22 protein-coding genes and 1 riboswitch are annotated in these 23,984 nt (G+C 63.0%); of the genes, 5 read left to right on the forward strand and 17 right to left on the reverse strand.

Annotation, left to right across the window (positions count from 1 at the left end):
- The first annotated feature begins 44 nt into the window (after positions 1 to 44).
- Complete coding sequence (locus RL_RS31920) at positions 45 to 1,415, forward strand: amidase (RefSeq protein ID WP_011655163.1); 1,371 nt, start codon at positions 45 to 47, stop codon at positions 1,413 to 1,415.
- A gap of 64 nt (positions 1,416 to 1,479) precedes the next feature.
- Positions 1,480 to 2,340 carry a sugar phosphate isomerase/epimerase family protein gene (locus RL_RS31925; RefSeq protein WP_011655164.1) on the forward strand — a complete coding sequence of 287 codons (861 nt, stop codon included), beginning with the start codon at positions 1,480 to 1,482 and terminating at the stop codon, positions 2,338 to 2,340.
- A 131-nt stretch (positions 2,341 to 2,471) separates the two neighbouring features.
- On the opposite strand, the gene betC is transcribed toward RL_RS31925, so the two are convergent.
- Positions 2,472 to 3,980 carry a choline-sulfatase gene (gene betC / locus RL_RS31930; protein WP_011655165.1) on the reverse strand — a complete coding sequence of 503 codons (1,509 nt, stop codon included), beginning with the start codon at positions 3,978 to 3,980 and terminating at the stop codon, positions 2,472 to 2,474.
- Between the two features lie 142 nt (positions 3,981 to 4,122).
- Here betC and RL_RS31935 point away from each other — a divergent pair, with 142 nt between their 5' ends.
- The 3 genes from RL_RS31935 to RL_RS31945 all read left to right on the forward strand — a co-directional run bounded on the left by RL_RS31935 (position 4,123) and on the right by RL_RS31945 (position 6,241).
- Positions 4,123 to 5,028 carry a choline sulfate utilization transcriptional regulator gene (locus RL_RS31935; RefSeq protein ID WP_011655166.1) on the forward strand — a complete coding sequence of 302 codons (906 nt, stop codon included), beginning with the start codon at positions 4,123 to 4,125 and terminating at the stop codon, positions 5,026 to 5,028.
- Between the two features lie 120 nt (positions 5,029 to 5,148).
- Positions 5,149 to 5,352 (forward strand): hypothetical protein, encoded by a 204-nt coding sequence (locus tag RL_RS31940; protein WP_028741808.1) that lies wholly within the window; start codon positions 5,149 to 5,151, stop codon positions 5,350 to 5,352.
- A gap of 97 nt (positions 5,353 to 5,449) precedes the next feature.
- On the forward strand, positions 5,450 to 6,241 hold the full coding sequence (locus tag RL_RS31945) for an HpcH/HpaI aldolase family protein (protein ID WP_011655168.1): 792 nt from the start codon (positions 5,450 to 5,452) through the stop codon (positions 6,239 to 6,241).
- A 3-nt stretch (positions 6,242 to 6,244) separates the two neighbouring features.
- On the opposite strand, the gene RL_RS31950 is transcribed toward RL_RS31945, so the two are convergent.
- From RL_RS31950 to RL_RS32025, 16 genes are all read right to left on the reverse strand, one after another.
- A complete protein-coding gene (locus RL_RS31950; protein ID WP_011655169.1) occupies positions 6,245 to 6,925 on the reverse strand; it encodes a spermidine synthase in 681 nt (226 codons plus the stop codon).
- 70 nt (positions 6,926 to 6,995) lie between these two features.
- On the reverse strand, positions 6,996 to 7,895 hold the full coding sequence (locus RL_RS31955) for an ABC transporter ATP-binding protein (protein ID WP_011655170.1): 900 nt from the start codon (positions 7,893 to 7,895) through the stop codon (positions 6,996 to 6,998).
- Positions 7,892 to 8,695, reverse strand: a complete 804-nt coding sequence (locus RL_RS31960) for an ABC transporter ATP-binding protein (protein ID WP_011655171.1) — start codon at positions 8,693 to 8,695, stop codon at positions 7,892 to 7,894. The genes RL_RS31955 and RL_RS31960 overlap by 4 nt, the downstream gene beginning before the upstream one ends.
- Positions 8,692 to 9,570, reverse strand: a complete 879-nt coding sequence (locus tag RL_RS31965; protein ID WP_011655172.1) for an ABC transporter permease — start codon at positions 9,568 to 9,570, stop codon at positions 8,692 to 8,694. The genes RL_RS31960 and RL_RS31965 overlap by 4 nt, the downstream gene beginning before the upstream one ends.
- Before the next feature lies 1 nt (position 9,571).
- Positions 9,572 to 10,549, reverse strand: a complete 978-nt coding sequence (locus RL_RS31970) for an ABC transporter permease (RefSeq protein ID WP_011655173.1) — start codon at positions 10,547 to 10,549, stop codon at positions 9,572 to 9,574.
- A gap of 55 nt (positions 10,550 to 10,604) precedes the next feature.
- On the reverse strand, positions 10,605 to 12,251 hold the full coding sequence (locus tag RL_RS31975) for an ABC transporter substrate-binding protein (RefSeq protein ID WP_011655174.1): 1,647 nt from the start codon (positions 12,249 to 12,251) through the stop codon (positions 10,605 to 10,607).
- A 42-nt stretch (positions 12,252 to 12,293) separates the two neighbouring features.
- The gene (locus tag RL_RS31980) at positions 12,294 to 13,316 is read right to left on the reverse strand and encodes a glycoside hydrolase family 3 N-terminal domain-containing protein (RefSeq protein WP_011655175.1); all 1,023 of its coding nucleotides are present in this window, start codon (positions 13,314 to 13,316) and stop codon (positions 12,294 to 12,296) included.
- 24 nt (positions 13,317 to 13,340) lie between these two features.
- Entirely contained in the window at positions 13,341 to 13,820 is a 480-nt protein-coding gene (locus tag RL_RS31985; RefSeq protein WP_041936921.1) for a GNAT family N-acetyltransferase, read from the reverse strand.
- 218 nt (positions 13,821 to 14,038) lie between these two features.
- On the reverse strand, positions 14,039 to 14,848 hold the full coding sequence (thiD, locus tag RL_RS31990; protein ID WP_011655177.1) for a bifunctional hydroxymethylpyrimidine kinase/phosphomethylpyrimidine kinase: 810 nt from the start codon (positions 14,846 to 14,848) through the stop codon (positions 14,039 to 14,041).
- Positions 14,845 to 15,480, reverse strand: a complete 636-nt coding sequence (gene thiE / locus RL_RS31995; RefSeq protein WP_011655178.1) for a thiamine phosphate synthase — start codon at positions 15,478 to 15,480, stop codon at positions 14,845 to 14,847. Before thiE ends, thiD begins: the two co-directional genes overlap by 4 nt.
- Complete coding sequence (thiM, locus tag RL_RS32000; RefSeq protein ID WP_011655179.1) at positions 15,477 to 16,280, reverse strand: hydroxyethylthiazole kinase; 804 nt, start codon at positions 16,278 to 16,280, stop codon at positions 15,477 to 15,479. Before thiM ends, thiE begins: the two co-directional genes overlap by 4 nt.
- A gap of 50 nt (positions 16,281 to 16,330) precedes the next feature.
- Positions 16,331 to 16,427: riboswitch (TPP riboswitch) on the reverse strand.
- 91 nt (positions 16,428 to 16,518) lie between these two features.
- Positions 16,519 to 17,847, reverse strand: coding sequence for a hypothetical protein (locus RL_RS32005; protein WP_011655180.1), 1,329 nt, complete (start codon positions 17,845 to 17,847; stop codon positions 16,519 to 16,521).
- 9 nt (positions 17,848 to 17,856) lie between these two features.
- Positions 17,857 to 19,533: a S8 family peptidase gene (locus RL_RS32010; protein WP_011655181.1), complete on the reverse strand. Its 1,677-nt coding sequence runs from the start codon at positions 19,531 to 19,533 to the stop codon at positions 17,857 to 17,859.
- A 134-nt stretch (positions 19,534 to 19,667) separates the two neighbouring features.
- Positions 19,668 to 21,356, reverse strand: coding sequence for an ABC transporter ATP-binding protein (locus RL_RS32015; protein ID WP_011655182.1), 1,689 nt, complete (start codon positions 21,354 to 21,356; stop codon positions 19,668 to 19,670).
- Positions 21,353 to 22,297 (reverse strand): acetamidase/formamidase family protein, encoded by a 945-nt coding sequence (locus RL_RS32020; protein WP_011655183.1) that lies wholly within the window; start codon positions 22,295 to 22,297, stop codon positions 21,353 to 21,355. Before RL_RS32020 ends, RL_RS32015 begins: the two co-directional genes overlap by 4 nt.
- A gap of 67 nt (positions 22,298 to 22,364) precedes the next feature.
- Positions 22,365 to 23,984, reverse strand: a complete 1,620-nt coding sequence (locus RL_RS32025) for an ABC transporter substrate-binding protein (RefSeq protein ID WP_011655184.1) — start codon at positions 23,982 to 23,984, stop codon at positions 22,365 to 22,367.

A 23,984-nucleotide genomic window follows, 5' to 3' on the forward strand; every position in this document is an offset into this window, starting at 1 on the left:
TCCGGGGTAGTCCAGAGAGGCACATCTCTCTTCTGGATAGTCCCATGAGCAAATCCTTCGGCGCGATGTCGGTCGCGCAGCTTTCCGTCCTCATTCAAGGTGGCGCGGCCGATCCTGTCGAGGTGGCCGAGGCGGTCTTCGATTCCATCGCGAATTATGCCGACAAGGCGGTCTTCACCACATTGCTCGAAAGCCGGGCGATGGAGGAGGCGCGCGCCTCCTCGCGACGTCTGCGGGGAGGGCGCTCGCTTGGATTGCTGGACGGCATTCCGATTGCCTGGAAGGATCTCTTCGACATTGAAGGCTTGCCGACGACGGCGGGCTCCGTCGTTCTGGCAAAGAACATGCCGGCCAAGCGCGACGCGGCTGTCGTCGCTTTGCTCAGGCAGGCGGGCATGGTCGCCGTCGGACGCACCAATATGAGCGAGTTCGCCTTTTCCGGCCTCGGCATCAATCCGCATTACGGCACGCCGGTAAATCCGCGCGGCACTGATCTTCCGCGCATTCCGGGCGGCTCGTCTTCCGGCGCCGGTGTCGCGGTGGCGGCCGGGCTGGTGCCGGTCGCCATGGGCACCGATACCGGCGGCTCGGTGCGTATTCCCGCCGCCTTCAACGGTATCGTCGGTTATAAAGCAACACGCGGCCGCCATGCGATGGCAGGCGTCTATCCGCTGGCAAAGAGCCTGGATTCGCTGGGACCGCTCTGCCGCAGCGTCACGGACGCGGTCTGGATCGATGCGGCGATGCGTGGCCTGACGGCGCCCGATGTCGTTGCGCATCCCCTGCAAGGGCTGGAACTCATCGTGCCTGAAAATATCGTCTTCGATGGCGCTGAAGCTGGTGTCGTCGCCGCGTTCGAAGCAGCTTTAGAGCGTCTTCAAAAGGCTGGCGCCAAAGTTGCCCGCACCGTCATCCCCGCCTTCGACGAGATATTCGAGCTGATGACGAGATATGGTCCGCTGGTCACGGCGGAGGCTTTCGCGCTTCATCAGGAACGCTTGGCGGGAGCGGACGCGGACAGGATGGATCACCGCGTCGTCATGCGCACGCGTCTCGGAAGCAAGACGACGCTACCGGATTACCTGGCGATCCTGGAGGCGCGCAGCCGCCTGATTGCCGTTGTCGAGCGCCTCGTCGGCGACCGGCTGCTCGCCTTTCCGACTGTCGCCCACGTCGCTCCGCCGATCGGGCCGCTGGAGCAGGATGACGAGCTGTTCTTCGCGACGAACAACAAGACGTTGCGCAATACTGCGCTCGGCAATTTCCTCGACTGGTGCGGCGTTTCCATTCCCTGCGGTACGGGCGAGGCTGGCATGCCTGTTGGACTGCTGCTTTCGGCCACCCCCCATCGCGACGAGGCGCTGCTGGGTGCAGCGCTTGCCGCCGAGGCGGTTATCCGCGATGATTTTGCCTGAATTGGCAATTGAACCGCCGGGATTTAGTTGCCATTGATGGCATGAGGAGATTGGAGGAAGACACGTGCAGGTTTTGCAAAACGGACGTTTCGCGGTTTCGTCGTGGTCGCTGCATCGGCTGCTCGGCGCCGTTCATGCCTATAGTCCCGATCCCGACAAAAGCGCTGTGGCGAAAGAGCCATATGGCCCCGGTGCCGCGGCGCTGATCGACGTGCCGGCGGCGCTCGCGGCGCGCGGCGTCAACCGGCTGGAGGTCTGTTCCTTCCATCTGCCGAGCCTCGACGCCGGCTATATAAGCGACTTGCGTGGTGCGATGGCGGCCTCGAACGTGCTGTTCCAGACGCTGCTCGTCGAGGACGGCGATCCGAGCCATCCGGAGACGGCCGAACGCGATGTCGAATGGATGGCGGAGTGGATCGACATCGCCGCAGCCCTCGGGGCTGAGAGGATGCGGGTCATCGCCGGCAAGCAGAAGCCGACGGAGGAAAACCTTATCCGCGCCGCCCACCATCTGAACTGGCTGGCCGGAAAGGCCGAAGGCAGCGGCGTGCGTGTCGTCGTCGAGAACTGGTTCGACCTGCTGCCGTCGCCGGTCGAAATGAACTGGCTGCTGAACCGGCTGGACGGCAAGATCGGCCTCAACGGCGACCTCGGCAACTGGGCGGCGCCGGCGAAATATCAGGGCCTTGCCGATATCATGGGCCGGGCGGAAATCTGCCATGCCAAGGCCGATTATGGCGTTACCGGCCTCGATGCCGAGGATTACCGCAGGTGCCTGGAGATGTGCGAGAAGGCCGGTTACGACGGTCCTTTCACGCTGATCTACGACTCACCCTTCTTCCCGGACGAATGGGACGGCATCCTGCTGCAGAAGGCGTTCATCGAGGATTTCCTGCGCGAGGCGCCGGCGCGCAAGACGGCGTAAATCAGAAGCACTTCTCGCTCATTCCTAGATGCCGAAAAGTGCGCGCGGTTTTCGGACGACATCATGCTCTCACTATATAATGTAGAAGAGGATTCAGATTTTAGGCCGACCCGGCCTAAAATCATCCTGTTCTAGCGCGGGAACCTTTGGTTTTCCTCCAGCACGTTCAGATCCATGTGGTTGCGCATATAGCGCTCCGAGGCTTTCTGCAGCGGCTGGTAGTCCCATGGATAATAGGCCCCATTGCGCAGCGCCGCATAGACCACCCAGCGGCGCGCCTGGCTTTCGCGCACGGCGGCGTCGAAATCGGCAAGATTCCAGCGTCGGCCGGCCTGTTCGACAAGCCTTGCCAAGATCTCGGCATGCGCCGGGTCGGCCGCCAGATTGTCGAGTTCTTGGGGATCGGCCTCGAGATTAAACAGCATCGGCGGGTCCTTCTCGCAGAGCGAGAGCTTGTATCGGCCATCCCTGAGGCAGACGAGCGGTGCTTCGGAACCTTCCGCGGCATATTCCATCGGCACGGGGCTGCGGCTGCCGGTGCCTTCGGCCAGCGCTGCCAGATCCTCGCCCTCGGTCCAGGGCTTCAGCGAGGCGATATCGATCCCGGCGAGACCTGCCAGCGTCGGCGTCACGTCGAGCGTGGAGACAGGCTGGTCGATCCGTTTGGGCTGCCAGCCGGGTGCCGCGATCATCAGCGGAACGCGGGCCGATCCTTCGAAGAAGTTCATCTTGAACCAGAGGCCGCGATCACCGAGCATGTCGCCATGGTCGGAGGCAAAGAGGATGATCGTGTTTTCGGCCATGCGGGTCCGTTCGAGGACGCCGAGAATGTCACCGATCTTCTCGTCGACATAGGAGATATTGGCGAAATAGCCGCGCCTTGCCCGCCTGATCTGCTCATCGCTGATGTTGAAAGCATCGTGGTCGCAGGCTTTCATCAGACGCTGCGAGTGCGCGTCCTGCAGCTCGAAGGCAATCGGCGCAACCGCCGGGTCCAGTGCCGGGCAATCTTCATAGAGATCCCAGAATTTGCGGCGCGCGACATAGGGGTCGTGCGGATGGGTGAAGCTGACGGTCAGGCACCAGGGGCGCTCGTCGTGTCCGCGCGCGAGATCGAACAGCTTGCGGCCGGCGTGGTAGGCGACCTCGTCGTCATATTCCATCTGGTTGGTGATCTCGGCAATGCCGGCGCCGGTGACCGAGCCCAGATTGTGATACCACCAGTCTATGCGCTCGCCGGGCTTGCTATAATCGGGCGTCCAGCCGAAGTCGGCCGGGTAGATATCCGTCGTTAGGCGCTCCTCGAAGCCGTGCAACTGGTCGGGGCCGACGAAGTGCATCTTGCCGGAAAGTGCGGTCTGGTATCCGGCAGCGCGCAGATGATGCGCATAGGTCGGAATGTCGGAGGCAAATTCCGCCGCATTGTCATAGACGCGGGTTCGGCTCGGCAATTGTCCGGACATGAAGGAGGCCCGCGCCGGTGCGCAGAGCGGGCTTGCCGTGTAGGCGTTGGTGAAACGTACGGAACGCTCCGCCAATGATTTCAGATGCGGCGCATGCAGAAAATCGGCAGGGCCATCTGGAAAGAACGTGCCATTCAACTGATCGACCATCAGGATGAGGATATTCGGACGCGCCATGTGAAATTGTCTCCTGTGGTCTCAAAGGCCGGGACGGTCTTGCTGGAAGGGGACGTCTCTTGCTATTTGCAGATCTTATCAAAACCACTATCATCCCGCTTGTAAAGGTGGCTTTTTTTGATGTTTGCCAAAAGGATTTTTTATGTCAGACCGCCTGCTGCCTGAGCTGGGATGGATGCGCATCTTCGCGGAGGTCGCAAGGCTCGGCAGCTTTTCGGCTGCGGCGGCAGGTCTCGGCCTTACGCAGCCTGCCGTCAGCTATCAGATTCGGCGGCTGGAAGAGCAGTTCGGCGTCGCCCTGCTGCGCCGCCAGCATCGCGGCGTCGAGTTGACCGCGGAAGGCGAGCGGCTTTTCCAGGTCGTGGCCAAGGCGGTCGGTGACATTGATGCCCTGGCGCGCAGCTTCCGCACTGAGGCTCAAAGGCCGGTCGTCAGACTGAGAACCGACTATGCCTTTTCAGCGCTTTGGCTGATCCCGCGCATGCACGGTTTTCGCCTGCTTCACCCCGAAACCGATATACAGATCGTCGCGACCCAGAGGCTTGACCCCGGCTTTCGTGACGACGCAGATGTGGTAGTGGTTTTCGGCACAAAGGCGGAATTCGGCGCCATCGGGTCGCTTCTGCTGCAGGAAAAGGTCGTGCCCGTCTGCACGCGAGGCTTTCTCGATCGCAATGGCCCGTTCGACAATCCGCAGCTTCTTGCCAAGGCGATCCTGATCCACCTCGATTCGCCGACGCCATCGCCCTGGTTCGACTGGCGAAGTTATCTTGCCGAATTCTCCGTTACTCGCGATCTCCATGCCGGCCGCGGTGATGTCAGTTTCAACACCTATTCGCTGGTCGTCCAGGCCGCTCTCAGCGAGCAGGGCGTGGCGATCGGCTGGATGGGGCTGGTCGATACGCTTCTCTCCACACATATGCTGGTGGAAGCCGGGCCGCCGCTCGATGCACCCGACCGCGGTTACTGGCTGATACCGCCGCGATCGGCAAACATTCACAGCGAGAGGCTCAGCACCTGGCTGGTGGATCAAGTCGGCAGGACATGACATTCGGACCGAGGCTGGCGCGTCATTGCATCCGGAATATGTTCGCTCTCAGGAGAGAAGCCTTGTCATGACCGATGCCGATCGACATTGTGGCATCGATTCATAGGGAAGGGCCGAAGCATGTCGCGAACCGTCGGATACGTCGTTGGATTGCTCATGATCCTCCTGGGACTGATCTGGATCGCACAGGGAAGCGGCTATTTTCCCTATCCGTCATCCAGTTTCATGATCAACCAAAGTATCTGGGTTCTCTGGGGGGGCATCATGGCTGCAGCGGGGATCGCCGTGACAATCATTATTTCGCGGTTGCGCCGGAGAGGATGAGCCGGCAACCCGTGCATGGCTTTGAGGGAATTCGATGAAGAGTTCCCCGAGGTGAAATATCTGGCCGCTGGCGGCCTGTCGAACTGAGGAGAATGGCATGAGCGCAGCTGAAATCGACGGCTTTGCGGACCGGATCAGGGAGCACCGGGGCGGCATGATCTCCGCCTGGATCGGTATTCCCGACGCCACGCTCGCCAATCACCTGGCGCAGGAGTCCTTCGACACCATCGTGCTGGATATGCAGCACGGCATGTGGGACATGCCCTCGGCCGCGAACGCCGTCGCCCAGGTTCGGCTTGCTGGCAAGCCGGCGCTGGCTCGCATACCGGTCGGCGATTTCGCTTCCGCCTCGCGCCTGCTCGATGCCGGCGCCTCCGGCATCATCGCGCCGATGATCAATTCGGCCGAAGACGCGCAAGCCTTCGTCAAGGCCACGAAATACCCGCCTCTCGGCGAACGCAGCTGGGGACCGTCGCTGGCGCTCAACCATACCGGCCTGTCGGCCGATGATTATCTGAAGAACGCCAACGCGCTTACCGTCGCCATTGCCATGATCGAGACCCGGGCGGCACTCGAGGCGATCGACGGCATCCTCGGCGTTACCGGCATCGACGGCATTTTCATCGGTCCCTCCGATCTCTCGATCGCACTCTCGAACGGCGACCAGGTGGCGCCGAACGCCGCCGAGATCGACAGCGCCATGCAGCATGCGGTTTCGCGCTGCCGCGCCCATGGCAAATTCGCCTGCGCCTTCGCCGGTGATGGCGAGCGGGCCGGTGAACTGCTGAAGTTCGGTTTCGATCTGGTCATTGCCGGGGCCGAGACAGCGCAGCTGCGCTCCGGCGCCCGCCGCGCCATCAATGCCGCCCGCAGGATCGCTTCTGCTTGAGCGTCATTTCACCGGTTTGACGGCCAGCCAGATGACGTGGCGGGCGCCGCCGCGTTTGCCGTTGGCGCGCGTGTTGACCACATCGACGGCAAAACCGCTGCCCTTGAGACGTCGCGTGAAATCAGGATCCGGGCCGGACGACCAGACGGCGAGCACGCCGCCGGGGCGCAGCGCGTCGCTGGCGGCGCGAAGGCCGGCGAAGTCGTAGAGCCGGTCGTTGGATTTGCGGGTCAGGCCATCAGGGCCGTTATCGACATCGAGCAGAATGGCGTCATAGGCAGCCTTGCCGGCGCGGATCGCTTCGCCGACATCGCCCTGATGGATGCCGACCCGCGGATCGTCGAGGCAGCCCTTGAAGACCTCGGCCATCGGCCCGCGCGCCCAGGCGACGACTGAAGGCACCAGTTCGGCGACGGTGACGCCGGCATCCTCGGGAAGGACAGCGAGAGCGGCGCGCAGGGTAAAGCCCATGCCGAGCCCGCCGATCAGCATCCTTGGCTTGGCGTGCGACTTGATCCGATCCCAGGAAAGGGTCGCCAGCGCTTCTTCCGAGCCGCTGAGGCGGCTGTTCATCAGCTCGTTGGCGCCGAGCATGATCGAGAACTCGCTGCCGCGCTGCTTCAGCCGCAATTCGCCGTTTTCACCGGGAATGGTCGCGGAATCGAGCTGGATCCAGGGCAGCATGACGGTTTCGCCTCATATGAAGGGAAGCGTCCCCTAGCATAGGGCAGACGACGAGGCCAGCAAGCCGGCCTCAGATCATCCGCATGAAATGATCCTGCTCCATTTCGATGATCTCGTCCTGCGGCACGGCCGAACGGCGGCGGATGTCCTCCACCTCTTCTGGCCTCAGCCGGGCCTTCGGGTCGTCGAACCGGACCTCGGGATCGGGCACGGCCGAGAGCAGCAGCCTTGTATAGGGATGCAGCGGATTGTCGATTACCTTGGCGACGCTGCCCCATTCGACGATCTGGCCGGCATACATCACGGCGATGTCCTCGGCGACATAACGGGCGGTGGCGATATCATGGGTGATGTAGAGCAGGCCGAGATTCATCTCCTGCTTCATCTCGTTCAACAGGTTCAGCACGCCGAGGCGGACCGAAACGTCGAGCATCGAGGTCGGCTCGTCGGCGACGATCACCTCCGGCTTGACGGCCAAGGCGCGAGCGATGTTGACGCGTTGGCGCTGGCCGCCGGAGAGTTCATGCGGATATTTCGGCGCGACGAGATCGGGATCGAGCCTGACGCGCTGCAGCAGTTCGCGGACCGCGACGTCGATCTCTGCCCCCTTGATCTCCGGGCGGTGCAGTTTCAGTGGCCGCCGGAGATGATGGGCGATGGTGTGGGCAGGGTTCAGCGAGGCGAAGGGGTCCTGGAAGATCATCTGCACCGAGCGGCGGTAGCGGGCGATCTCGGCGGATTTTGCCGCCTCGACAGGCCGGCCCTTATAGAGAATCCGGCCCGATGTCGGCAGATATTCGCGCATCGCCATGCGGGCGCAGGTGGTCTTGCCGCTGCCGGATTCGCCGACGAGCGCCAGTGCCCGGCCGGCATGCAGTGAAAACGAGATGGCGCGCGCCGCATGCACGGCCCCGGAGCCATGGCCGAAAGTCTTGGTCACCGTGTCGAGTGCGAGAATGGCGTCGGTCATAGCAGCGCTCCTCCATGCAGCGAGGGGAAGGAGGCCCAGAGCTTCTTCGTGTAGTCGTGCTTTGGCGTCCTGTAGATCGCCTCGGCCGTGTTCTGCTCCACCAGCTGGCCTGATAGCATGATGCCAATGCGGTCACAGAACTGCACCATCAGCCCGAGATCATGGGTGATGAACAGCACGGAAAAGCCGAAGCTGCGGCGCAATTCATTGATGCGCTGCAGGATCTCGCGCTGGACGACGACGTCGAGCGCCGTCGTCGGCTCGTCCATGACGACGAGCTTCGGATCGAGCGCCATGCAGATGGCGATGACGATACGTTGGCGCATGCCGCCGGAAAACTGGTGCGGGTAGTCGCGCATGCGATCCGGCGCGATGTCGACGAGCGTCAGCATCTCGGCGGTGCGCTCGCGGGCTGAAGCACGGCTCATGTTCTTGTGGGTGCGCAGCATGTCGTAGAATTGCGTTTCGATGCGCAGCACCGGGTTCAGCGAATTCATGGCGCTCTGGAACACCATGGCGACCTCGCGCCAGCGGAAGGCGCTGAGCGCCTGCCGGTCGAGGCCGAGCACGTCGCGGCCGTCGAGCAGGATGCGGCTTTCCTTGCGGATCAGCGCCGGCGGCTTATGCAGGCGGCTGATGGCAAAAGCGATCGTGCTCTTGCCGCAGCCGGATTCGCCGGCAAGGCCGAAGACCTCGCCGGGCGCGACATCGAAGCTGACATCGTCAACGGCGCGGAAATCCTTCTCCTCGCCGATATAGTCGATGGTGAGGTTCCTCACCGAGAGCAGCGGCTGCGTCACAGGCGGCCCTCCCCGGAGCGGACGAGCAGGGACCAGCGCTTTAGATGATTACCGGTGCGCAGCCGCGGATTGGCGATCTCGTCGACGGCGAAGTTCAAGAGCGACATGCCGATACCGAGGAAGGCGAGCGCGAAGCAGGGGGTGAGGATATCCCACCAGGCGCCGACCGAAAGGGCCGAAGCCTTCTGCGCATTGTAGAGCATGGTGCCCCAGGAGATCGCTCTCGGATCGCCGAGGCCGAGGAATTCCAGCGTCGCCTCGGTGATGATTGCGAAGATGACGCTGCCGATGAAATTGATGCCGACGATCGATATCACGTTGGGAAAGATCTCGAATGTCATGATGCGCCATTGCGGCTCGCCCATCATCTCGGCCGATTTGACGAAATCCTTCTGCTTGACGGAGAGCGTTTCGGCGCGGGTGACGCGTGCGCCCCAGGCCCAGGAGGTGGCGCCGAGGATGAGGGCGATGACGAGGGGGCTTGCCTGGCCGATGAAGGCGGCAAGCACTAAGAGCAGCGGCAGGTTGGGAACGACCAGCACCATATTGGTGAAGAAGCTGATGATCTCGTCGGTCTTGCCGCCGCGATAGCCGGAGATGATGCCGAGTGCGGTGCCGACGAGCGTGATCAGCAGGCCGGCGCCGAAGCCGACGGCAAGCGAGGTGCGGGCACCGTAGATCAGCCGGGCGAAGACATCCTGGCCGATGCGCGTGGTGCCGAGGATATGATCGAGCGACGGAGCCTGATGCGGCCGCCCGGTACGGGCGGCGGGATCGTATTGCGTTAGCAGCGGCGCTGCGATCGCGACGAGGACGATGAAGGCGATGATGGCGAGACCGGTGAGCGCCTTGCGGTTTCGAAGCAGGGTCTTCATCTCACGCTCCCTTCAGCCTGGGATCGAGCAGCACATAGCTGACGTCGACGATAAAATTGGCGATCAGCATGGTCGCGGTCATGATGAGGAGCTGGCCCTGAATGACGGGGTAATCGCGGGCGAGGATCGCCTGGTAGAGAATGTTGCCGAGGCCGGGATAGTTATAGACGACCTCCGTCACCAGCGAGCCGCCGAGGATGGTGCCGATGGCGATGGCAAGGCTGGAGACGGTCGGCAGAAGGGCGTTGCGCGCCGCGTACCAGAGCATCACATGCCGGTCCGAAAGGCCCTTGGCGCGGGCCATGACGATATAGTCCTCGCCGAGCAGGTTGATCATGTTGTTGCGCATGGTGACGGTGAAGCCGCCGATCAGCACGGTGCAGAGCGTCACCATCGGCAGGATGCCGTGATAGGCGAGGCTGCTGATATATTGCAGGCTGAAGGCCGGATCGAGCGACGGGTCGGCGGCATAGCCGTTCGGAAACCAGCCGAGCGTGAAGCCGAAGATGAAGAGCACGATCAGCGAGGTGACGACGGCGGGTACCGAGGTTGCGAAGATGGCACCGACGGAGACGACGACATCGAACTTGCTGCCGCGGCGCCAGGCAGCGACGATGCCGAGGAGGGTGCCGATCGCGAAGCTGACGATCGTCGCCGTGCCCATCAGGCCGACGGTCCAGACGAGTGCATGGCCGAGCACCGAGGTAACGGGCAGCGGAAAATATTTGATCGAGCGGCCGAGATCGCCGGTGAAGATGCTGCCGAGATAGGTGAGGTACTGCTGCCAGAGCGGACCGTCGACGAAACCAAAGGTAAGCTTCAGCGCCTGCAGGCTTTCCGGCGGCAATTCGGTGCCGGCACTCGAAAACATGATCTGCACGGGATCGCCCGGCATCAGACGGGGCAGGAAGAAATTGATCGTCGCTGCCGCGATGAAGGCTGCCATGTAGAAGACGAGGCGGCGAAGCAGGAAAGCCATAGGGACTCCGTCGTGACGGAGCGGCGCTTTACGCCGCTCCCGAGGATTGCGATGCTTACTTGACCGGCTCGAGAGCGAGCAGGTTCAGCAGGCGTGCAGGATTGGTCCGCGAGATCGACGGATTGACGAAGGGGTTTTCCTTGGTCGACCAGCCGGTGAAGCGCTTGGTGTTGTACTGATACCAGTTCGGATTGTTGAAGACGGGAATCATCGGCAGGTTTTCAGCGACGATGCGCTGCGCCTTGTTCATCGCGTCCTTCTGCTTGGCAAGATCGGCGGTATGGGTGAACTCGGTGACGAGTTTCTCGACCTCCGGGTTGAACCAGCGCTGCGCGGTGAAGCGGGTCTTGCCCTTGTCCGAGGCGCTGAAGGCGCGCTTATAGGGGTAATAGGGCGAGGCCGATGCCGGCAGGCTGTTGATCGCCGCATCGAAGGTGCCGTTGATGAGGTTGCCGGTCCAGACGGCTTCCTCCGGCGTTTCGATCTTGGCGTCGATGCCGACCGCCTGCATGCCTTCGACGGCGAGGTTGACGGTGTCGATCCAGTCCGTCCAGGCGCTGGGGACGATAATCGAGAAGGAAATCTTGGTGCCGTCGGGATTGTCGCGGAAGCCGTCGCCGTCCTTGTCCTTGTAGCCCGCCTCGTCCAGCAGGGCCTTGGCGGCATCGGCATCATAGGTTGCGAATTTGCCGAAGTCGGCCTTGACGGACGGGTCCGCCCAGCTCTTGTAAAGCTCGCCCATCAGGCCGGGGTCTTCGTTGAGCGTCGGATAGCCGTAGCCGGCGACGTCGATCATCGTCTTGCGGTCGAGCGCCATCGAGACGGCACGGCGGAACTTCAGGTCGTTGAAGGCCTTCTTGTTGTTCTCGTTCGCCGTTTCCAGGTTGAACAGGAAGGCGACCATGCTGCTCGGCGAATACCAGTAATGGAAATGCGCCGGATCCTTGGAAACATAGACATTGTCGATATCGGGGATGAAGGAGACGCCCCAGTCGAGCGTGCCGTCGGCCGTTGCCGTCAGCATCTGATTGTTGTCGGCAAGCTGCGGGAAGCGCATGCAATCGACCTTCAGGTGCTCGTTGTCCCAGTAGTTCGGGTTGCGGCACTGGTCGTAGGTCTGGCCGGTGAAGCGCGGCACTTCTGTCAACGGGCCGCTGCCAACAGGGGTCTCGTTGGCGAAGGTCACGGGATCAGCGACGTCCTTCCAGACATGTTCCGGAACGATCGGCAATTGCGAGATCTGCTCGGCGGCGAGTGAGCTCGGATTGGCGAGCGTGAAGCGCACCGTCTGGCCGTCAACGGCCTGGACATCGGTGACGAAGGTCCAGATGCTGACGAAGTCGAGCGCCGGGAACTTCTTCAGGTAGTCATAGGTGAATTTGACGTCGGCTGCGGTCAGCGGCTTACCATCAGACCATTTCAGGTTCGGGCGCAGCTTGAAATCGATGCTCTTCAGGTCGTCGGAAAGTTTGAAGCTTTCGGCCAGGCGATAGACCGGCTTGTTGCTGTCGAAGCGGTTGAAGACGACCAGCGGCTCGTAGATGAAATCGAGTGTCGACTGGCGCGACGAGGTCTGGTTGAACGGGTTGAAGTTCCGAACCCAGGTCGTCGCCGGTTCGATATTTACGGTGAGGACCGTCTGCGCCATGGCGGAACCCGAAAGCAGTGTTAGTGCGGCGGCGGCAAGAAGATATTTTTTCATGTTTATTCCCCTTTTCTTATGCGGTGAGAGATGAGGTGCCGGTCAGGAGACCAGCGCGCTTGCAAACATGTCTTCGACTTCAGCATGGGCGGCGCGGAAATCGATCTTGAGATTGCCGAGGCGGGCCTTGCCGGCAGCGATCCGCTGCAGGGCGCCTTCCGTCAGCGGGCGGGCGGCCTTGGCGGCGGCTTCGCTTTCCGGGATGTCGCCGTGGCTGTGGAGCGCGATATCGAAACCTGCGTCGAGCACCTGCTTGACGCGTTCCGGCAGGGTGCCGGAGAGCGATTCCATGAAGATGCAGTCTGATATCAGCACGCCGTCATAACCCATGTCCTTGCGGATCACGTCGTGCATAACAGGCGAGACGGACGCCGGCAGCTCGGCGTCATAGGCCGAATAGACGACATGGGCGACCATCGCCCAGGGCGTATCCTTCAGCGCCACGAAGGGCTTGAAGTCGGTCGCGGTGAGCGTCTCGCGGCTGGCATTGACCACAGGACGCTCCTTGTGGGAGTCGAGCGTCGCACGGCCATGGCCGGGAATGTGCTTGATAACAGGCATGTTGCCGGTCTCGAGCAGGCCATCGACCACCTCGCGGCCGAGGGCAGCGATGAAATCGGGATCAGGGCCGAAAGAGCGGGCGCCGATGACCGCGCTCGTCGTCTCGAAGACGAGGTCGAGAACGGGCGAGCAGCCGCTGGAAAGGCCGAGTTCCGTCATCATCGCGCCCATGGCCTGGGAGGAAAGGCGCAGTGCTTTTTTGCCGAGATCGAAATCGCGGCGTGCCAGTTCGGCAAACTGGCCGAAACTGCGGAAGAGCGGCCAGGGGCCGGCATCGAGATGCTGGACGCGGCCGCCTTCCTGGTCGGTGAAGACAGGCGCGTCGTCGCGGCCGACGGCTTCGCGGAAACGCTCGATCAGGCGCCTCGTCTGCTCCGGCTCGCGCTGATTGCGCCGGCCGACGAAGAGGCCGAGCGGATTGGTTTCGCGAAAGAGGGCGAATTCGTCATCCGAAATAGTGGGATTCGGAAGGCCGACGAAAAGGGCGAGCGGGGTCGAGGACAATTCTGTAGCTCCGGTATCAGATGATCATTTCGGCGCGCTTCTCAGCATGCCTTCGTAGATGCCCTTGTCGGGGGCGGGGATGATGGTTGCGCCTGCGGTCCTGGCGTAGAAATCGACCGGGCCGGCATCGCCGATGAAGGCATAGGCGTGGCCGAGCGTCTTCATGGTCTGAAGGCAGGCGGAAAAGAGGGCGAGCCCGATGCCCTTGCCGCGTGCGTCGGGATCGACGCCGGTCGGGCCGAAGAAGCCGCGCGCCGTCGTGTCATAACAGGCAAAGCCCAGGAGCTTGCCGCCGTCGACGGCGATCAGGCAGGCAACGGGCTGGCGGGAGAAGGCGACCGCGACTTCGCTTGCCCAGTTCTCGCTGAACCGTTCGCGAACCCAGCTGACGACGAGATGCAGTTCCGGGGGGAGGGCCGGACGGATGGAGACGCCGACATCGTCGGCTTTGCGTTTCAGGTCGGCGAGCTCAGTGGAATATAAGCTCACAAGCAGGTCTGGCACCTGTCACTCCTCCAATTATTCCTTTATTGCGGAATATATCCCCTTTTAATGTCATAGACTTGGCCATCTGGCCGGGCTTGTCAACAAGGTTTTTCGACGGCCAAAGGCACGACCTGCCGCTGCCCTCCGCGGTTTCAACGCAAAGTAGGTGCCGAACGCAAAACGGCCCGGGAAGACCGGGCCGTTTTCGATTGGCGGTATGTTGGCTGAGCGAACGCCTATTCGCTGTCTTTCCAGAGCGCATGAAAATGCTGCACCGGGCCGTGGCCGGAGCCGACGGTGAGGCGTCCGGCAGCCGCGACCGCGCCGGCGAGGTAGTCCTTGGCGATGGCGACGGCCTCCCGCGCCGAAGCGCCCTTGCCGAGCTCGGCCGCCAGCGCGCTGGAGAGCGTGCAGCCGGTGCCGTGGGTGTTCTTGGTCGGAACGCGTCTGGCTTCGAACCAGTGCAGGCCGGCGGCCGTGGCAAGCACGTCAGGGCTCTCGTCGCTGTCGAGATGGCCGCCCTTGACCAGCACCGCGGCCGGACCAAGCGCGAGCAGGCGCTCGGCCTGTTCCGCCATCTCAGCGCGGTTAGTCGCCACCGGCTGGTGCAGCAGGGCGGCGGCTTCGGGCAGGTTCGGGGTCAGCAGTGTCGCAAGCGGCAGCAGCCGGCGGGTCAGCACGTCGACCGCTTCGGGCGCGAGCAGGGCGGCTCCACCCTTGGCGATCATGACAGGGTCGATAACGATCGGAATGTCGCGGTGGTCAGTCAGCGCACCGGCAACGGCGTCGGCGATGCCGGCATTGGCGATCATGCCGATCTTGACGGCGTCGACGCGCACATCGGCAAAGACGGCATTGATCTGATCGGCGACGAATTGCGGCGGCACCAGGTGCACGCCGCTGACACCTTGCGTGTTCTGCGCCGTCAGCGCGGTCAGCACCGCCATGCCGTAGACGCCGCGGGCGGAAAAGGCCTTGAGATCGGCCTGGATGCCGGCGCCGCCGGAGGGATCGGAGCCGGCGATGGAGAGAACATTGCGGATCATGCGCGGACCTTTCGGATTTCTGCAGCGATGCGGCGCGTGGCCGCTTCAGGGTCGGGCGTGCCGCAGATGGCGGAGACGACGGCAAGCCCACTGGCGCCTGCGGCAAACACCTGGGCGACATGATCCGCCTTGAGCCCGCCGATCGCGACCGATGGCACCGGCGAGGCCTTTACCAGCCTTGCAAGGCCGTCAAAACCGATCGGCTGCTTGTGATCGGCCTTTGTCGGTGTCGCAAATACCGGTCCGACGCCGGTATAGTCGACCAAGCCAGGATCGACGGCGTTAGCAAGCGCCTCGCTCTCGACCGATAGGCCGAGGATCATCTCGGGGCCGATCATCGCCCGCGCTCTCATCGCATCCATGTCTTCCTGGCCGATATGCAGGCCGTCGACGCCGATGGCGATTGCCGCCTCGACGTCATCGTTGACGATGAGCAGGGCGCCGGTCCCATCCAGCGCCTGTTTCAAGGCGCGGCCGGTCTCGATCATCCTGATGGTGCCGGCATGTTTGTCACGCAACTGCACCATGGTCGCGCCGCCGGCAACGGCAAGGCGCGCGGTTTCGACCATGCCGATCCCGGCGCAGAGATCGGGGTCGAGGACGAGATAGAGCGAAAGGTCGAAAGCCTTCATGCAGCTGATATCCTTGCCCTGGCGTCAAGCGTTTCGGCGTCGAGCGCGGCCAGCGCATCGAGAAAACGCCAGGAGAAGGAGCCGGGCCCGGCCGCCCCAAGGGCTGCCTCCTCGCCGGCGATGGCGAAGGTTGAAAGTGCAGCGACCGTCGCGCCGAAGATATCCTCTGGCGCCGTCGCGGCAAAGGCGCCGACGAGGCAGGTGAGCGAGCAGCCGAGCGCGGTGACCTGAGGCATCAAGGCCGATCCGCCTTCGATGCGCACCGCCCGCTCGCCGTCGGTGACGAAATCCACGGCACCGGTGACGGCAACCACCGCCCGCTGCCGCTCAGCCAGCCATCGCGCCGAACCTTCCGCCTGTTCGACCGGATCGCGGCTGTCGACGCCCTGGCCACGGCTTTCTCCGCCGGCAAGCGCGATGATCTCGGAGGCGTTGCCGCGGATGATCGTGGGCTTGAGGGCGAGCAGCTCGGCGACCGCATTGCGGCGGAAGGCCGTCGCATAATGGGCGACCGGATCGAGTACCCACGGTTTGCCGGCGGATGTCGCCGCCTTCGCGGCCGCCTGCATGCCGTCGATCCATTGCGTCGACAGCGTGCCAATATTGATTGTCAGCGCGCTGGCGATCGCGGCGAATTCGCCGGCTTCTTCCGCCGCATGCACCATGGCGGGCGAGGCGCCAGCGGCGAGCAGGACATTTGCGGCGATATTCATGGCGACGTAATTGGTGATGCACTGAACGAGCGGCGGCTTCTCGCGCATCGCCTTCAACATCGCTCCTGGTGTGGTCCTGGTCTGCATATGGCCCCTTTCAGGCGGGGGCGGGCACGGGGCGGTTCGTGCGGGCGATGCCGCGACCCCGAGCGACTCCCTCCGCCGGCATTATCCGGTTCAGGTTCGAAGGGTGCTTCTCAGCCCATCTGTCGACGGGCGCCCCTGTCTCTCATCGCGCTCTTTTTCGCAGAGAACGGGACTGATGTCATCCTGAAAATGACAATTCCACGACTGACAGCGCCGCGCGTTTTTTACGAAAAGGCGGTCAGCCGACGATCTTTGCCAACAGCCGTCCGACATCCTCGTTGGCGACATTGTTATGGGCGTCCGACGCCGCTGTCTTGATGATGTACTTGTCCGCCAGGAAGGTGTTGACCTTGCCGGCCTGCGGCGCGAAGACGGCATCCGTATCGTCCTCGACAGCCTGTCCCGCCTTCAGGTGCTGCGGACCGTTCGCCCCCATCGCCCCGAACTCGTCGTTGGCATCGCCGATGCTCTTGGCGATATCGCGCGACAGGCGCGACGCCAGCGCATAGGCGAGCGTGCAGGCGAGATCGTTGTGGGTGTGGGTGATACAGATCGGGCCGGTCGGTTTGCCAACGACATCGGGAAAGGCGCCAGCAAGGCCCGGCTTGATCTCTTTGGCGAAGCCATTGTGCGAGAAGGCGCCCTGCAGCAGGGTGAGCGAGAAGAATTCCAGCTTCGGGACCGGGGCGAGCCCGTTTGCCGCCGCCGCGACCAGCCGGGCGCCGAAGCTGTGGCCGACGAGATGCAGGCGGATCGGCTGCTGCAGCACGAGCTTCGACAGCACGCTTTTCGTCAACGCCTCGCCGACGATGCCGGCGCGCTTCTTCATTTCGTAATAGGTCAGCTGGTTCAGGAACCGCGCCACCGCCGCTCTCGGGCCGGAGATCAGGCCCGAGACGACGTCGCCGAGCCCTTGAGCCTTGCCGACGGAGCGTTCGAGGTTAAATGTCGGCGCCGCGATGAGAGCTTCCATCAGCATTTTGGCGCTGGTGGCATCGTCCGTGGCGAGCGCAATCGGCGCTGAATCCGCTTTGAGTTCGGAATCCGTTCCCGGAGAACCGAGTGCTTCGTTGCCGTTCTTGACGAGGAAAAACGACGTCGTTTCATCGAGCGTCTTCGCTGCAGCCCGCGCCGTCTGGGCCGTCGCGGCGCCATCCGGCCCGAAGAGATCCTTGAAATCCTTCAGCACGTTTTTGAAGGCCTGATCGTCGAGATCCTCAGGGCCTGCCGCCGTCCCATCTGCTGCCAGAGTTCCACCGCCGCCTGGCGTCACCAGTGTCTGCTCGTCGAAATCGGTGCGATAGGCCTTGGCGGGCCAGACGACGCCGGCGACGACGGTGTGGCTCGCCTTGTCGGGCGCAAGCTTCTTGCGGGCGTTCGCCCACAGGGTTCCGTAGAGCTTGCGGGCATCGTCCTTGGTATTCTTCCAGCCATGCGACATGACCACCAGATCGGTCGTTCCGGGCTGGTTGAGCAACGCCGCGAGACTTGTCGCCGTCGCGGGATCGATCGCGCCAGTCTTGTCGAATTCGAGCCATAGGAATGGCGAGGGTCCAAGCGTGTCCATATGTCCTCCTTACACAGCCTGTAGCGTTCGCATCAGATCGAGCAGGCCGGCGCCCTGAAACTCCGGCCGCCGCTTGAGATCGGTCGCAGCACTGACGAAGATCTCTTTGACGCGTTCCGGCTGGCCGAGAAATTCACGCCGAACCGAGAGGAACGCGGCGATCGCGCCGGAGACATGCGGCGTCGCCATGCTCGTTCCGGTATCCTCCCGGAACGGCGCTTCGCCTGACTTGGCACCGTTGTAGAGCGCGCATGAGATGATGCGCTCGCCAGGTGCGACGAGATCTGGCTTCATCCGCCCATCCGCGGTCGGTCCCTTGGAGGAAAAATAGGAGACGCCGTAGGTATGCGGCATGTCGCGATGCGTCGAGCCGACGGTGATGGCGAGCGCTGCGTTGCCGGGATCCATGATCGTGCCGCTATGGGCCGCGCGCTCCGGCGCGCCTGAGAATTGCGTCACCGTACCGTAGCCGGCATTGCCGGCCGCGACCACGACGCAGACGCCCGAACGCACCAGCCTGTCGACCTCGACGCAGAGCGGGCTTTGCCCTGCCGCGAACCAGACCGGATCGAACGGATAGCCAAGGCTGAGATTGATGCCGTGGATCTTGATGTTGCGCCCATAGTCGTTCGAGCGCTGGACATAGCCGATCGCAGCCAGCAGATTGCTGAGCTTGCCTTGCTTCTCATTGGCCAGCACTTTCAGGCTCAACAGCTTGCAGTGCGGTGCCATACCGGTGATGACGCCGTCATGAGTATCCTTGACGGTTGATTTGGTCCCGTCCTCGTTGCGCACCTCCGATTTCACGCAGATCTTCTTGACCGCGTCCGTTTTCGGTTCGTCCAGCACCGATGTGCGGCCGGCGATGATGCCGGCAACATGGGTTCCATGGCCGGCATTGTCGATCAGCGCCGCAGCCGACGCCACGGCCGGGTCCGGATTGTCGGCCGTGAAATCCCGATGAAAGAGGCCGTCCGGCAGATCGAGCGTTCTCAGTGTTTTGAAATGCGGATGCGTCCCGTCAATGCCGGTATCGGCCACTGCCCAGACAATGCCTTTTCCGCTGGCTGCGAAGGATGCATGCGCCGCATCGCATTTGATTGTCCTGACGGATTCGTAGACGCAGCGTTTGATCTGGTGATCGCACCAGATCTTGTAGACGAGTGGTATCTTCTTATTCTTGCTGCCGCTTTTGGTTTCACCCTTATTCTTGTCGTCATCCTTTTGGGGCATTGTCCAGCTCGAAAGCCGGTCAATGGCTTCCCGGGTCAGGGTCGCGAAGGCGTAGCTGTCGGTCCAGAGGGATTTGGCGGCAATCCTGCCGCCGTTCGAAAACATCTGCGAGAGGTCCAGTTTGCTGTCCTCCGAGACCGCAGGCATGCCGAGCGGCGGCGACATGCCGAAACGCCACAGGTTGTTGCTCTCGTCAGTCGCCCCAATCCTGTTGAGGTACAACAGGAATGCTTCGAACAATAGTTGCCGCGCCGCCGTGCCGCCGCCCGGAAAGTCGCGGTTGAATTCGATGATGACATCGAAGTGCTTCGCCTTGCCCATCCCCTTGGGGGGATCCGTCTTGCCCTTCATGAACGACGAGAGATCGCCCCCGATCCGCGTCTTGACGAGGTTTTCTTGAATGTTGCCCTCGGATTTTCTCCGAGGCCGTGCTGGCTGCGGCCCTCTCGCCATGCGGTCTCCTCCCTCTTTGGAAAGAATAACAGCGACAACCATAGGTGCAATATATTTCTGAAATGCAGCTCTATATTTACTAAATATCCGAATGACTTTAAAATCGCCGATCTACACTCGCTCCGGCAATGCGCTCATGCATGAACCCCTTTCACGCGATAGACCTCGGGATCGGGGATCGGAACCGCGGCGATCAGCGCGCGGGTGTAGTCATCCCTGGGGTTCTCGAAGATATCCCGCCGCGTGCCGGTTTCGATGATGCGGCCGGCGCGCATGACGGCGACGTTGTGGGACATGCGCTCGACCACCGCCATGTCGTGGGAGATGAAGAGATAGGCGAGCCCCATCGTTTCCTGCAGTTCGAGCAGCAGGTCGAGCACGCGGGCGCGGACGGAGACGTCGAGCGCTGCGACGCTTTCGTCGGCAACGATCAGCTTGGGCTCCAGCGCCAGCGCCCGGGCGATGCAGATGCGCTGGCGCTGGCCGCCGGAAAACTCGTGTGGATAGCGCGTCGCCGCATCAGGCGTCAGGCCGACCCGGCGCAGCAGTTCGGCGACGCGGTCCTGCCGTTCGCTGTGGTTGCCGATGCCGTGGATGAGCATCGGTTCGCCGATCGCCTTGCCGACGGCCATGCGCGGGTCGAGCGAGGCATAGGGATCCTGGAAGATCATTTGCGCCGAGCGGCGCACAGGCCGCATCTCGCGCTGGCTGAGGCCGGCGATATTGCGGCCGTCGATCAGGACGTTGCCCTTGAAGGGGATGAGACCGAGCACGGCTTTGCCGGTCGTTGATTTGCCGGAGCCGCTTTCGCCGACGAGGCCGAGCGTTTCACCCGGCAGGATATCGAAGGAAACGCCATCGACGGCTGCGACCGGCGGCTTGCCCTTGAAAAACCGGCTTGCGGCATTGCCATAGGTGACGGTGAGGTCGCGCACGTTCAGCACCGGCGTGCGGTTCGGATGCAGCGTCTCGACGGCGCGCTGGGTGATGCGCGGCGGACGGTCGGTGCCGGTAAGCGCGCCGAGCCGCGGGACGGCGGCGAGCAATTGTTGTGTATAGGCCTCCTTCGGCCGTTGGAAGACGGCGAGCGCCGTTCCCTGCTCGACGATCCTGCCATTCTGCATGATGACGACGCGGTCGGCCATTTCGGCGACAACGCCCATGTCATGAGTGATCAGGATGATCGAGGCGCCGAATTCGCGCTTCAACTCGCGCATCAGCTTGAGGATTTGCGCCTGCACGGTGACGTCGAGTGCCGTCGTCGGCTCGTCGGCAATCAGCACCTTCGGCCGGCAGGAGAGCGCCATGGCGATCATCACCCGCTGGCGCATGCCGCCGGAAAGCTCGTGCGGATATTGCTTCAGCCGCCGGGCCGGCTCGGTGATCTGCACGGCATCGAGCATCTTCAGCGCCACCGCCTCGGCATTGTCGCTGCCCTGGTGCGCGCGGATTGCCTCGGTCAGCTGGCTGCCGACCGACATGACCGGGTTGAGCGAGGTCATCGGCTCCTGGAATACCATGGCGATATCGCCGCCGCGCACGCTGCGCATCGCCCGATCGGAAAGTTTGAGCAGGTCGCGCTCGCCAAGCAGCACGCTGCCGGAGGCGACCCGTAGCGAGGCTTTCGGCAAGAGCCCCATGATCGACAGCGAGGTGACCGACTTGCCGGAGCCGGATTCGCCGGCGATGCAGAGCGTTTCGCCGCTTGCAAGCTCGAAGCTGACATCCTCGAGCACCGGCTTGCGGCCTTCGGGTGTGCGGGCATCGACGCTCAGATTGCGAAGGCTGAGCACCGGTGCTGCGGCGGGCGTGGCTTCGTTCACGCGAACACGATCCTCGGGAAGTAGAAGGAAACCACCCAGTTCGGCTGGTCGACGATCTCGCTGATCCGGAGATCGCCGCAGACCGAGCAGAGCAGGTAGGCATCGACGGCGCTCATGCCGTGTTCGGCGCCGAGAAGATCGATCATGCGCATGACGCTTTCGCGCGCCCCGGTCATCAGGTCAGGGCCGATGCCTGTCGTCACCTCGTAGCCGGCGCCGTCGAGATGGCGGGTTACCGGTTCGGTCGTGGTGAAGCGCGGCGTCTGCAGCTTGGCGTCCTTGACGAGCTCGATCGTCGCTTCGACGTTCATCTGGCTTTCGATCGCCGTGCCGCAGACTTCGCCATCGCCCTGGGCGGCATGGGTATCCCCGATCGAAAACAGTGCGCCGTCGACCTCGACGGGCAGATAGAGCGTCACGCCTGCCGTCAGGTCGCGGATGTCCATGTTGCCGCCGACGCGACGCGGGGGAACGACGGAATGGGTGCCGGGCTCGGCGGGTGCGACGCCGATCGTGCCGGCGAAGGGCTTCAGCGGCACGCGGCCGCCCGGACCGTAAAGGGCGGGCACCATGCTGTTGGCGTCATAAGACCAGACGTGCAGCGCCGGATCCTTGAATTGGTCGGCAAGCAGGCCGAAGCCTGGAATATTGGCCGTCCAGCCGACGCCCGACGGAATGAACTTGCGCAGCGTCACCTTCAGCGCATCGCCGGGTTTGGCGCCTTCGATATAGACCGGGCCGGAGACCGGGTTGATCTTGCCGAAATCGAGCGTGTTCAGCGTTTCCAGGGTCGCGTCGCTTCCGAGCTGGCCACCCGATGAATCCATGCATTCGAAGTGGATCGTCTCGCCGGGCTTGGCGACGACGGCGGGGGGGAAATCCTTGTTCCAGCCGAAATTATGCTGGGCGCGGTGGATGGTGTGGGTGCAGGCGATGCACATGTCATGTCTCCCTCGATTTTATGATGCCTTCCCGGCATGGACCGGGAAGGCTTTGTTTCTTCAGGGCTTATTGCTTGACGTAGATCGCGTCGTAATTGATGACGCGGGTCGGATCGATGTAGATGTTGTCGGCACCGCCCATGCGCAGCGACTTGGCGACGACGCGGCGTTCGTTGATGACAGGGATCCACGGCGCATCGGCCATGATATCGGTAAAGATCTTGTCCCAGGCGGCGGTGCGCTCGGCGGCCTTTGCCGGATCGGACATGGAGTCGGCGGCAACGGCGCGCTTGTCGAGATCGGCGTTGCAGTACCATGACCAGTTCCAGCCGCCCGGGACCGCGCCGGCGCAACCGAGGATCGGGCCGTAGAAGTTGGACGGATCCGGGAAGTCGGCGATCCAGGCCATGCCGCCCGACCAGATCATCGGCGCTTCGCCTTCCGTGCCGCCGGCCGCGATGACGTTTGCCTGGGCGAGCGCCCGGACTTCGGCTTTGACGCCGACAGCGGCCAGATCCTGCTGGATCGCCTGGGCGATACGCGGCTGCGGGTCGGTGTTGGTGGAGTAGAGCACGGTCTCGAAACCGTCGGGATAACCGGCTTCGGCAAGCAGCGCCTTGGCTTTCGCCACATCATAGGCATAGCCGGTGAAGGACTTGTCGTAGCCCGGCATCAGCGGCGGCAGCGGCTGGTTGGCGGGCGTTGCGCGGCCGTTGAGGATGCGGGTGATGCGGTCCTTGTTGATCGCCATGTTCAGCGCCTGGCGAACCTTGAGGTTATCGAAGGGCTTCACCTTGGTGTTCAGCGTGATGTAGCCGGTGTGCAGCTGTTCGCCGTCGACGATCATCTGCGCGCCCTCGGCCGAATTCTTGATTTCGAGGAACTTTGCCGGCGGAATGCCGTCGCCTGCAATATCAACCTCGCCCTTCTGCAGGCGCAAGAGCGCCACCAGCGGCTCCTGGCCGACTTCGACCTTGAAGCTGTCGATATAGGGAACGCCCTTGACGAAATAATCCTTGTTGCGCTCGAAAACGAGCTGCTGGCCGATCGTCCAATCCTTCAGGATGAAGGTGCCGGAGCCGACCGGCTTCTTGCCGAAGTCGCCTGCCGCTGCCTCGACGGCTTCCTTCGGCACGACCGAGGCGAAGTTGATGGCGAGCACGTGCAGGAAGGTGGCGTCGGGACGCGAGAGGTTGAAGATGACGGTGCCGTCATCCGGCGTCTCGATGCCGGAGAGCGTCGTCGTCTTGCCGCCGGTTTCATCCTCGAAGCCCTTGATGGCGCCGAAGAAGCCGGCGCCAGGCCCCTGCGTCTTCGGGTCGACGGCGCGTTCGATCGAGTACTTCACGTCGGAGGCGACGAGTTCGCGGCCGTTCGAGAACTTCACGCCCTTGTGCAGCTTGAAGGTGTAGGTCAAGCCGTCGGGTGAAACGGTGAAGCTGTCGGCAAGCGAGGGAACCGGGTTCGGCGTGCCGGGCGCATAGTCCATCAGGCGGGAATAGAGGCTCTTGATCATCGACCAATTGACCCAGTCGTAGCCGATCGCCGGGTCGAGCGTGGTGATGTCGTCCTTGTAGGTGACGACGATATCGCCGCCCTGCTTGGGCGTTTCCTGCGCCATGACGGATAATGGGGCGAGCGCCACCATCGTTGCCATGGTCGTCTGTTGCAGCCAGCGTTTGAACAT

This window comes from Rhizobium johnstonii 3841, from assembly GCF_000009265.1.
GTDB lineage: Bacteria > Pseudomonadota > Alphaproteobacteria > Rhizobiales > Rhizobiaceae > Rhizobium > Rhizobium acaciae.